The 11,343-nt window shown below is 55.7% G+C and carries 11 protein-coding genes; 8 read left to right on the top strand and 3 right to left on the bottom strand.

All coding sequences use genetic code 11. The features are described 5' to 3' along the window. The first annotated feature begins 16 nt into the window (after positions 1 to 16). A complete protein-coding gene (locus RBH33_RS17055; RefSeq protein ID WP_306733428.1) occupies positions 17 to 424 on the top strand; it encodes a cytidine deaminase in 408 nt (135 codons plus the stop codon). Here the strand turns inward: RBH33_RS17055 and RBH33_RS17060 are convergent. Further along, positions 421 to 1,452, bottom strand: a complete 1,032-nt coding sequence (locus RBH33_RS17060; RefSeq protein ID WP_306733429.1) for a GlxA family transcriptional regulator — start codon at positions 1,450 to 1,452, stop codon at positions 421 to 423. The two genes, RBH33_RS17055 and RBH33_RS17060, sit on opposite strands and share 4 nt — an antisense overlap. Before the next feature lie 144 nt (positions 1,453 to 1,596). Here RBH33_RS17060 and RBH33_RS17065 point away from each other — a divergent pair, with 144 nt between their 5' ends. The 4 genes from RBH33_RS17065 (at position 1,597) to RBH33_RS17080 (ending at position 4,609) form a co-directional block, all read left to right on the top strand. Beyond that, entirely contained in the window at positions 1,597 to 2,007 is a 411-nt protein-coding gene (locus RBH33_RS17065; protein WP_306733430.1) for a carboxymuconolactone decarboxylase family protein, read from the top strand. Positions 2,008 to 2,152: 145 nt separating this feature from the next. Further along, positions 2,153 to 2,791, top strand: coding sequence for a signal peptidase I (gene lepB / locus RBH33_RS17070; protein WP_306733431.1), 639 nt, complete (start codon positions 2,153 to 2,155; stop codon positions 2,789 to 2,791). A gap of 7 nt (positions 2,792 to 2,798) precedes the next feature. After that, positions 2,799 to 3,206 carry a GFA family protein gene (locus RBH33_RS17075; RefSeq protein WP_306733432.1) on the top strand — a complete coding sequence of 136 codons (408 nt, stop codon included), beginning with the start codon at positions 2,799 to 2,801 and terminating at the stop codon, positions 3,204 to 3,206. A gap of 155 nt (positions 3,207 to 3,361) precedes the next feature. Further along, positions 3,362 to 4,609 (top strand): cation:proton antiporter, encoded by a 1,248-nt coding sequence (locus RBH33_RS17080; protein WP_306733433.1) that lies wholly within the window; start codon positions 3,362 to 3,364, stop codon positions 4,607 to 4,609. Between the two features lie 31 nt (positions 4,610 to 4,640). Here the strand turns inward: RBH33_RS17080 and RBH33_RS17085 are convergent, their stop codons facing one another. Next, entirely contained in the window at positions 4,641 to 5,195 is a 555-nt protein-coding gene (locus RBH33_RS17085; protein WP_306733434.1) for a hypothetical protein, read from the bottom strand. Between the two features lie 321 nt (positions 5,196 to 5,516). On the opposite strand from RBH33_RS17085, the gene RBH33_RS17090 reads away from it, so the two are divergent. Further along, positions 5,517 to 7,628: a winged helix-turn-helix domain-containing protein gene (locus RBH33_RS17090; RefSeq protein WP_306733435.1), complete on the top strand. Its 2,112-nt coding sequence runs from the start codon at positions 5,517 to 5,519 to the stop codon at positions 7,626 to 7,628. A gap of 100 nt (positions 7,629 to 7,728) precedes the next feature. Beyond that, positions 7,729 to 8,634: an SDR family NAD(P)-dependent oxidoreductase gene (locus RBH33_RS17095; RefSeq protein ID WP_306733436.1), complete on the top strand. Its 906-nt coding sequence runs from the start codon at positions 7,729 to 7,731 to the stop codon at positions 8,632 to 8,634. A gap of 62 nt (positions 8,635 to 8,696) precedes the next feature. On the opposite strand, the gene RBH33_RS17100 is transcribed toward RBH33_RS17095, so the two are convergent. Then, complete coding sequence (locus tag RBH33_RS17100) at positions 8,697 to 9,128, bottom strand: HhH-GDP family DNA glycosylase (protein WP_306733437.1); 432 nt, start codon at positions 9,126 to 9,128, stop codon at positions 8,697 to 8,699. A 163-nt stretch (positions 9,129 to 9,291) separates the two neighbouring features. Between RBH33_RS17100 and RBH33_RS17105 the strand changes: the two genes are divergently transcribed. Further along, positions 9,292 to 10,509, top strand: a complete 1,218-nt coding sequence (locus RBH33_RS17105) for a PQQ-dependent sugar dehydrogenase (RefSeq protein ID WP_306733438.1) — start codon at positions 9,292 to 9,294, stop codon at positions 10,507 to 10,509. Positions 10,510 to 11,343: the final 834 nt, after the last annotated feature.

The raw sequence follows: 11,343 nt of genomic DNA on the forward strand, positions 1-11,343 counted from the left end.
CCGATGACCTATTACCATGAGCGCTGATCAGGAACTGTATGACGCCGCCGTAGCGTTGATTGAGCGCCGCTACCCGACTGGCTTTGGCGGGGCGGCCGCTATTCGTACCGAAACCGGAAAGATTCTGACCAGCGTGGCGCCGGAGACAAAAAATGATGCTTTGTCGTTGTGCATGGAAGTTGGTGCTTACCTTGAGGCGCACAAGTTAAACGAAGCGGTCACTCATTCGCTGTGCCTGTGCCGAGAGCACGAAGCAGGCGAGTACTTGATTTTGAGCCCTTGCGGCATTTGTCAGGAGCGCTTGGTGCACTGGGGCGGTGGTGTGCAAGTAGCGATAAGTACTCCGGAGAATCAATTAACGTTTAAATCGCTTCGTGAACTGATGCCGTATCATTGGTCCGTGGTTAACGGAGAAGTGCTTTAACGAAAGTGCTCGTGAATGCCGGTGGGAAAGTGAAACTTACGCCGATACTCGCCCGGACTTAGCTGCGTGTACCGCTTGAAGAGGCGTCGAAAGGCGGCGGACTCTTCGTAGCCAACCTTCCAACTGATTTCATCCACCGGGTCATCGGTGCTTTCCAACATTCGCTTGGCTTCCTCCACTCGCAGGTTGAGTAAATACTGCAGGGGCGAGTAACCGGTGGCACGCTTAAAGCGTCGGTTAAAACACGCCCGCGATAGATCGCAGCGCTGGGCCATTTTTTTCACGCTTACATGCCGGCGCGGATCTTCATACAACCTTTTCTGAATCTCTCGGATGGCGCCGTCTCCATGATCCGTCGGTGGTGAAAAAACGATAAACGGCGACTGACTTTGGTCGTCCCATCGGTACAGGAGAAACTTCCCAACGGTTTGCGCGGCTCTCGGGCTGGCGTGGCGGGCGATCAAATAGAGCACCAAATCCTGCCACGAGCTAGCCGCACCGGACATGACGAATTCCTCCCGCGCTCCCGCGACGACCAACAGCTCGTCAATGCGCAGTCGAACATTGGGAAAATTTCGGCGAAACGTCGGTGCAAACGCCCAGTGGGTGGTGGAGTCCTTGCCGTCCAGCAATCCCGTTTCGGCAAGAAGCAAAGCGCCAGTACAGGCTGAGCACAGGTCAGCGCCTTGGGCATGCATACGTCGGAGCCAGTTAACCGTCTCCGGGTAACGTCCGGGAACCCATTCGTGTTCGTCAATCAACATGGACGCAGCAATTACGACGTCGGTGTCCTGTACTTCCTCTACGGCTCGATGGACCTTAAGTGGCAAGCCGAAGATGTTAGGGAAAACGCCGCGTTTTGGGCCGACGATTTCAACCTCGAACAAGGGGGCCGACCGGGCGTCCGCTCGTTGCGCCGCCGCATTCACCAGCACCAGGGTTTCAAAAAGCCCGCTAATGGGCGTCCCCGCAGATTCCTCCGGCAGGGCGAGCAAGCTGACGCGCTTGACCGGTGAAGCGGAAGACATGGATCGCCCTCCTTTGATCGAAATGAACCGATTTCGAGCAGTTTGGCTCTAGTGACTAGGACTTGCAACTCCCATTCTGGCGCTATGAGTGGACCAGTTATCGATGGCACCGCTCTGACGTCATTCATCAGATGGGAGGAACGCATGATGAAAACGATATTGAACACCAGCATTGCTGCACTGGTTATGATTCTGACACTAGGATTAAGCCCCGCTTACGCTCAAGCGCCTGAGTTTATTCAGGAAACCTATCCGGAGCGCGGCGTGAACTCTGCCTGGGAATCCTATCAAGCCGTATTTCTTGACCCCAACGCGGCATTGGATGCGAAGTCGAAAGAACTAATGGCGCTGGCTGTCTCTGCCCAAGTGCCTTGCGATTATTGTGTTTACTACCACACACAGGCGGCTAGATCTCATGGTGCGACAGACGAAGAAATCAAAGAAGCTGTCGCGGTCGCTGGGCTGGTACGCAAGTGGAGTACTATCCTCAATGGCGTCCAGTACGACAAGGACGAGTGGCGTCAGAACGTGGATGAGCAATTCTCAGACAATTGAGAGCGATCGTAACCAAGCTCCGGCGGGCTGTTAAGGGCCTGCCGGAGCTTCCTATTGACCACCAGGCTCACATTGGTGCCGGGTGAGCGTTTTGTGGCACAATGCGTAGGAGGTGAAGGCACAGAAACTATAAGGGATTTCTGAGATGACACGATTCAAAAGCGCCCTGCAAAACAACAAGGGCCTTATTCTTTTCCTGGTGTTTTATCTCTGCGCCAGAACCGGCTACGCGGACTGGTCCCCCGTCCCCAGTGATTCCATGGAGCCGACCATCTATTCGGGTGATGTGCTGCTCGTCAATAAAACGGCTTATGGCCCAACCCTGCCTTTTTTGAACATCAAGCTCATGAATTGGGGTGCCCCCGAGCGCGGTGACGTTATTACGTTTGTCCCTCCGCACACCTCCACACTGTTCGTGAAACGAGTGATTGGTGTTCCCGGTGATTCGCTTGTGATCGAGGATGGGCGCGTCTTTGTTAATGGCCAAAGCTTTGCTTACGCGGAAAACGACAGAGCTTCGGATCGGCTCGTTTTTAGTGAAACCCATGGAGACGTCTCCTATGCCATTCAGTACAGCAAAGCTCGCCCGGTGTCCGGCGCATCGGTAAACATCGCCATTCCAGAGGGAAAATATTTTGTCATGGGTGATCACAGGAACAACAGTGCGGACTCTCGGTACTGGGGCCTGGTCGATGAAAGCAATGTCATGGGAAAAGTGAACCGGCTGGCCGTTTCCTTCTCAGGCGAACGAAGCTTTGTGTCTTCCATCGGCAAGTCACTTTAAAGCCGACATGAAGATAAACCTTAAAGAGGTTGATGGCGTCCCGGTCAAGGCAAAACACAAAGCAAGTTGTCACTGTGGCGCCGTTGAATTGGAGCTGGATCTACCCGATGGTCTGATTGACGTTAGGCGGTGTGATTGTTCCCTGTGTCGTCGCCGCGGCGCCATCGCCGCTTCGGTGCCCCTATCGGGAATTCGTATTCTCAAGGGCGAGGACGCGCTGACGCTGTATCAATTCAACACCAAAACGGCTAAGCATTACTTTTGTAAACACTGCGGCGTGTATACGCACCATCAACGCCGATCCGATCCAACGCTGTATGGTTTCAACGTCGCCTGCCTGGAAGGCATTAACCCGCTAACGATAAAAAACGTTCCGACTTACGACGGAGTTAATCACCCGGCAGACCGAAAATAAAAGCGTCGACACGTCGCTTTTTTGTCCTGGTCACGAGCGTGAATGTAACAATGAGCGGGCGGTTCTAGGCTTGTGTCGCCGCTCGAAACAAAAGAACGATAGGGGTATGATCTAAGCTCCAGCACCGCTTTGGCGAACGCAGGAGGGTTTCAGGGATGGTGGATTCGTTCGACATCGGCCACCGTGTATTGGAAAGTTACGATTTGTTGCTGATTGCGGTAGGGCTTGCGCTACTGATCACCGCCATCGGCAAACCGCTCCTGGATCGCTTTAACCTCAACACCACCTTTATTTATTTGGGCGTCGGTTTATTCGGTGGCCCTCTGGTGCTGGATCTCGCGCCCAAAGACCCCTTGGCGGCGGCGCCGGTTCTGGAGCGGCTGACAGAGCTCGGCGTCATTATCAGTCTGATTGTGATTGGTATTCGAATCGGCCGCCCGTTCCGCTGGTCGGCCTGGCGCTCCACAGTTCGCCTGATCATGATCGTGATGCCAGTGACCATTGCCCTGGTGGCGCTCAGTGGCTACTGGCTGCTGGGCTTAGCGCTCGGACCAGCCATCTTGCTGGGCGCCGTTCTGGCGCCCACCGATCCAATTCTGGCAGGTCCTCTCGAGGAACATGCATTGGAGGACGAGGCGGAACACCGCTTCGGCCTGTCCAGTGAATCGGGCCTCAACGATGGATTTGCCTTCCCGTTTATCTACTTGGGGCTGTACTTCACTTTCCATCAACCGCAGTGGCAGCAGTGGCTGGGGTACTGGTTTTTGCGGGACCTGGTTTACGCCATTTTGATCGCCTTACCCCTCGGCTGGGTGTTGGGTCGCTTGAGTGGCAAGCTGTATTTGCGGTTGATGCTAAAAAGCGGGCGACGTTGGCGGCACTTTACGCCGCTGGGGTTGTTGCTGGCGACCTATGGCCTGGTAGAAGCGCTGGGCGGGTACGGTTTTCTGGCCGCCTTCACGGCCGGTATCGGCTTTCGTCAGGAGATGGAGCGCGACTGGAACCATCTGGAACTGTTCGCGAACTTCACCGAATCGGTGGATGAGTTGCTGAAGGTGGTTATTTTGGTGGCCTTAGGGGCGCTGCTTCGCTGGGACTATTTTGTGGCGCAAGGCTGGGTATTGGTGGGGTTTGTCTTGTTGTTGCTGCTGGTGATTCGCCCGGCGCTTACGCTAGTGGCTACGGCAGGGGGGCGGTTTCGAATCCATGATCGATTGTATTGGGCGTGGTTTGGGGTGCGGGGTATCGGTTCGATTTACTACCTCAGTTATGCCATCAATACCGGGCTGGACCCAGAATTGGCGCGGACGCTATTCACGGTAGTGGCAGCGGTGATTGTGGGCAGTAGCCTGCTGCACGGGTTCACGCTGCGGCCCTATTTGCGCCGATACGGCCAGTACTGATAAGCACTGGCCGTATCGCCGCGTCAGGCGATCACTGCACTTGTGGTTTAACCCACCGGACGATATCCCGGCTCAGATCATTCAAGCACTTGTGAGTAGCCGAGCAGACGGTATGGCCGCCAGCATCAAGATCCAGCACACTGGACCTGGGGCTTAGTTGATTGAGCGTCGCGATGGCGCAGCTGTGGCGGGCGGTGACCATCCCATCGGGCAGGTTGTCGTCAAATAGAGCGGCTGTGACCCTAACGCTGGGCAAATTGCTGGAAGAGCGGGTCCCAAAGGTGAACTCATCACTACCCAGCACCATGGCTTCGATGTCGATGGCCAGCACGGGGATCTTACTGTTCAGGATTTTGTCGGCGGTGCCCACCGCTTCAATGCGAAGACCGTTCGAGCGGCCTCTTTCGACAATCTTCTCCACCAGTACCTTATCGACATTGCACGGATACTCGGCTTGGGTGTAGTTGTAGCCTTCAACGTTAAAGCCGAGGTTTTGGTTTAAGCGGACTTGCGGCTCGGCGTCGGCCCATACAGCGGCAGACAACAGGGTGCCCAGCGCTGCGCAACAAACAGTTCTTAGTTTCATGTGATTTCCTCGCGGTTCGGATGTATATAAGTATAAGCAATCGGACCCGAAGAGCGGGTCTGTCTACTGACAGGGTTAATATAGGTGAAGCCTTGGGCAAAACACTGACCCTGCACCGAACCTCCACTGACCTTTCGCTTACCTAGAAATAGCACTTTAAAATCAAATAGTTACCAAAGAGCCCGGAAAGTCGAAAATTTGCTAGGCTTACAAGACATCCGGCAGAATATCCTTCGTAACCTCTTGGTCAGAGAGCCGTCAACGCGTTGTCGCTAGTTGGCAACTGAGAACCTTAATAACAGCACTGCCAAGGATTTAGCCTTGTCCGACGAAATCGACACATTCCGCCGATCTTCCTTCACATTGGGTGAGATGCGGGTATTCCCATCCCGCAATGAGCTGGAAGCCCATGGGCGAACGGTGCGTCTGCAGCCAAAGGTCATGGATGTGCTCTGTTACCTGGCCTGCCACCACGAGCGCGTGATCCCCAAAGAGGAGCTGATAGCCCAGGTCTGGCCCGGTCGTATTGTTACCCATGGCTCGGTGCAGAAAAGCATCAACCTGCTGCGCAAGGCGCTCGCCGAGCTGCTGGGGGATCAGGAGCTGGTGGCCCATTATTCTAAGAAGGGCTACCAGCTGCAGCTTGTCCCGGCGGATCTGGAACTGGAGCAAGGCACTGCCGAACATCGCACTCGCCCCGCGCGCCATCTGCGCTATGTGGGCCTGGCCGGGGTTGTGGTCGTGCTCGTCGTGCTTGCGGCCTATTTGATTCCGGCCAGGCATACCCTGTTTATCTCAGAGCACCATCGGACCGACTTCGCCGCCGTAAGTGCCTACACCAGCGAAGTGGGCCACGAAAGGGCGGGCGAGCCTCACCCCAACAATCAGCATCTGGTCTATATCCGCGATACATTCGCCGAGGGCAACCAAACAGAAAGCGAACTGGTCATCCGCGACAGCGACGGTCAAGACTGGGTGCTGGCCACCAGTTCAGGCGCCTGGGTAGACTTGGCCTGGTCCCCGAACGGCGAGTTTCTGGCGGCGGTTGAGCTGATGTATGAAGGAGGGCCCATGTTGCGCCCGAACTTATACACCCGTGCCGCCCAGCTCTATGACCTGCACGTGTTTTCTCTTGATCTGAACGAATGGCGGGTGCTTGAAACGCACCGCCTAAGCCAATGGCAAGGGCGCATCAACAGCATCACCTGGTGGGACGACGATGTACTGGAGCTGGTGGCCACCCAAGGCGATGGCGCGCTCAACCGGCGTTACCGCTACGCGGTGCAAGCGCAGCGGCTGGCAGCACTGGAATCTTTGAACTTTGTGTCCAACCCCTTGATCAGCAAAGTCCACAACGGCCGAACCGCCATTGCCAGCCTGCACGATGGCCGCACGCGCATCGATTTTTTGAGTGAAGATCAATCGCGTTTTGCCAGTCGGCAGCTGGATTACGCGGCCACAGACATAAGCTGGGTTCCCGATGGCAGCGGAGTCTTAGTGCACTCATCCAGCAAACAAATGCTGACCCTGGTACGTCGCGACGGCAAAGTGCGGGAAATACCCCTGCCTTACCGCGCGGATACGTTCGTGTCCCGGCCTCGCTACAGTGCTGATGGACAGCGTCTGTACTTTGCAGAAGAACGGCCCCAGGCGGACATTTGGGCTCAAAATCTAGAAGGCGAAAAAACCCCAATCACGCAGAACACCTACTTAAACTATGCCCCGCGTTATTCCCCCGACGGCACTCGCCTTGTGTACATTTCCGTGCGCAATAACCAAACGCAAATCTGGTTGGTAGAAGACGGCCGGGAGCGGCAGCTGTTCCGCCACCACAATGGCCAGCGCATCAATGACATACTGTGGGCCCATGACGGGCAACTAATCTACACAGCGGGAGATCAAGCATTTGTGCGCTCACTCAACGAAGCGGGGCGGACGAGCGTGCGCCTGAGCGACGCGGCTGAACTGAATCCCATTGCCTACCACGCACAAAGCCAGGATCTGTACACCTTAAAGCTCACCGGAGAATCTCAAAACCTGTGGCGGATAAACATCGATACCGGAGAAGAACGGCAACTGACTTTTGGCTCAGTCGCAAGCGCCGTCGGTAACCAGAGCGGCATCTATTTTCAGTATGTGGGGCAGAGCGGCCTCTGGGTGTGGCGCGCCCAAACGGCAGAGCTTGAAAACATCGCCCAACAATTTCCCCGCGACAGTCAGTTGCTGCGTGTGGATGAAGCGGGTTTGTTTTATACCTACGGAGGGAGCTGCCGCGAATCAGACATCTACTTTTTTCGGTTCTCTGATCAGCAGTCACATCGTCGCTTGCCCCGGGACAATGCCCGCGTTTCCACCACCGCCTTCCACCCAGACCAAGGCGCACTTTTCACGCCCTGCACCATCATGGAATCAGACATTATGATGTTGGAGTAAGGTAAACACACCGCTGCCTCCCAATTCTCCGCCCCGTGTGTGCGGAATTCCTCCTCATTCAAGGCATCACAGACTGTGTGTATGGAACAGGAGTAAGCCTATGAGCACGCGTAAAGAATTCGGCATTGAGGCGCCGCCCAGCCCAGGCCGGCGCGATTTTTTCGCCCAGAGTGCGGCTGGTGTAGCTGGTGCGGCATTAGGGGCCGCCGGTTTAGGCAGCTCTGCGGCCATGGCTGACGATGGCGAGCCGCGCCAACGGTACAGGGACAAAGTGGTGCTGATTACTGGCGCCACCTCGGGCATCGGCGAAGCCACCGCCCACGCCTTCGCGCGCGAGGGCGCTCGCGTCTTCTTCTGTGGGCGACGTGAATCACTGGGTTCACAGGTCCAGCAGGCGATTCGAGAACAGGGCGGCGAAGCCACCTACCGGCAAGCCGATGTTCGTGACGAGGATCAGGTGCAGGCATTTGTGGAAGCCTGCGTAGAAACCTATGGCAGCATTGACGTGGCGTTTAACAATGCCGGCATTGAAGGCCCAAGGGGTGGCTTGGACGAAATCGACGTAGACGGCGAAGGCAGCTACCGGGACGTGATGCGCACCAATGCTGATGGCGTATTCTACGGCTTGCGCTATGAAATACCCGCCATGCGCGGTAATGGCGGCGTCATCGTCAACACGGGCTCCATGTTATCCCACCGCGGTTCCACCTTTGCCGGTGCTTATGCCGCGTCAAAACACGCGGTCATTGGCCTTACGCGTTCAGCGGCGGCCAGTGTAGCGGGCAGAGGTATTAGAGTGTTTAGCATCTCGCCCGGTGCAGTGGAAACTGAATTGCTCAGGCGCTTTTTGGGCGGCAGTTTAGAAGGCGCCGCCGAAGACAGCCCCATGGGCCGGATGGCTCAACCGAGCGAAATCGCGGACGCCGTATTGGCTCTGAGTGCGCCGGAAGCATTGTTCTTAAATGGTGATGATGTAAAACTGGACGGCGCCTCTTCGGCCGCGTAATAAAGCCAACTCAGACCCGCCGAGGGAAGCCACTCTAAATCTCTGGGGCGGCTCTGCGCACCTCAGTGCAGTACCTGTTTAGCTTCGCGCATAAAAATCTCCACGGTTTTCGGCCCAACGCCGTTAAAATCCGCCAGCCGTTTTTCAAACTCTTCCTGACTTTCGCTGGATTCGTAAATCTCCGTGACTTTGCCGTGGTACTGAGTGTTGAGTTTTTCGCACAGTTGCAGAAGCCGCTCGGCGGTGGATTCGTCGTAGCGCACATAGTGCCCCTCGCCCAACATATCGACAATTTCCTGCCAGCTGCAATCGCCTAACTTTGTCGGTGTGTCGTACCCATGCTCGTCCACGATAACGCGGTAGGCCTCTGCAGCGATGTCTTGTTGAATGCGCTTGCCAAACAGGAAACTGGCGACAAACCACTTGAACAATTCCTGCTCCCCGCCGCGATCAAAATCAATATTTAGATCGCTCGCGCTAACTTCATTGCTCATAGCTTAACCTCCACAACTTGAAACGCTGTAGCTCATTCGACTTCGACGAAAATTTGAAGTTGCCCGCGCCGCAACAAATACAGCCGGAACTCAGCCTCTGCGCCATGGCCCAATAGTAGATGTACTCCCTAGTCAGTTCGCTACAACGAAAAAGGAGATTGTGATGAAGGTTCTCGCGCCGAAATATCGCCATAGTCTACTCGTTCCTCTATTAGCCGCTTTTGCATGGCCCGCCTGGGCTGACGTAGCGGTGGAAGAAGAAGTGATTGAGAGTAATGTGCGTTCGGAGGAAACGCGCTTTGATGTCGTGCGCGTGGTTGGTGGTTTGACCAATCCATGGGGCATTGATTGGCTGCCGGATGGACGCATGCTTGTTACGGAACGGCCCGGACGCCTGCAGTTGATCGATGGCGACCGCGTGATACAAGTGGATAATGTGCCCCTAAGCGCACCTGGAGAAGAGCACGAAGCACCAGACAACGGGCAAGGCGGTTTGCTGGATGTGGCGGTACATCCGCAATATGAAGAGAACGGCTGGATTTATTTCACTTACTCCAGCCCCGGCGATGATGACGCTGTGGCGGGCGATGACGATCACGGCACCGCCACCGCCTTGTATCGGGCGCGCTTAAGCGCGGACGGCTCGCAATTGGTGGACGGAGAAACCCTATACGCATCCCTGAGAACCGACCCCGGCCGGCACTACGGCTCTCGTATCGTATTTCCTGACGAGGACACAGTAGTCTTTTCCATCGGTGACCGCGGCCTGCGCAGACCCTCTCAAGACCTGACGGACTCCTCGGGTTCAGTCATCCGCTTGAACATGGATGGCGGCGCCGTGGAAGACAACCCGTTTGTAGGTGCTGGCCAGGGCAACCTCCGCCCGGAAATCTATGCCTTCGGCACGCGTAATATTCAGGGCATGGTCGTTCACCCTGAAAGCGGCGACATCTGGGCATTAGAGCACGGCCCGCAAGGCGGAGATTTGCTGTTCCAAGTGGAAGAGGGTGACAACCTCGGCTGGCCCTACGTCGCCTACGGGCCCGACTACTCCACTTCAGAACACATTGGCGTAGGCCGTGAAGCGCCGGGAGTCAAAGAACCGGCCTATGTGTGGGAGGACAGCATGGCCCCGTCAGGGCTAGCGTATTACAACGGTGATGCGTTTCCAGAATGGCAAGGCAATTTCTTTGCCGGTTCATTGAGGCAACAGCAGCTCCATCGTCTGGAACTGGGTGGCAACGACGTGATCCACGAAGAAATCCTGCTGACCGAAACCATCGGCCGCATCCGCGACGTGTCACAGGGGCCAGATGGCAACCTATACGTGATCACCGATGAAGAAGACGGCGGCGTATACATGTTGCGCCCATCCAGGTAGTAAACGGCAACAACCCGTAAAACGCATGCCCTAGAGCCGACGCCTAGCCGGCTCTAGGGCATGAGTCCCTTGAAAAACCGCGCCTGCCCACAGTGCAAAGCATTTTCAAAAGAAAACAACGCCTTAGCGAATGTTCACAGCAAAACCCTGGAAGGTGATATATCGCATAGGGCGACATTGCTCTCAGTGCACTTTTTGCCAAGAGCGCGAATATTAACTTGTAAATTAGCCACTTAGCGCCGCTGCCCCCTAACCCACCGAAAAAATACACCGACACCTGTCGCAATCCCCCGGTAAAACGGACCCTAGGTCCCTTATCCCCGAGCGGGAAAATCCGCCAGCCGCCCCCGCATGAGTGAAATTGCGCCTTTGCCATGCTATAAAGATTCCCTTCACCGAAATAAACGGACAGGTGTCGGGTGATCCGGGGATATATCGCCTGATGTCGTAGATTCAAATGTTATGCAAAGAAGCACTATGAGAAGAAATAGAGCCTATCAATTGATCGCGTTGGTTATTAGCTTAGCTTTCGGGGTGGTAGCCACTGGATACTATCTTACTTGGTTTGCAGACGGCGTGGCTGCATTTGCTGGATATTTCGTAGCCCTTTTGGTTCCAGTGGTGTTCTGTGGGCTTGCCTGTTTCGTAGTAACGTCGCCGTTCTCTGGAAAGTCACAATTGGCTCCGTCTGTAGTTTCTGCAAGTGGATCCTTGTTTGCAATCGGCTGGCTAATTGTAGCTATGGGGGCAAATCATGCATAACCAAGTGCATCAATTCGCTACGGCCTGCAGCCTTCGCCGGACGGCCTCCTGCGTCGGCCGCCGTTGTGCACG

It is taken from the genome of Marinimicrobium hydrolyticum (assembly GCF_030848505.1).
Lineage (GTDB): Bacteria > Pseudomonadota > Gammaproteobacteria > Pseudomonadales > Cellvibrionaceae > JAVDDU01.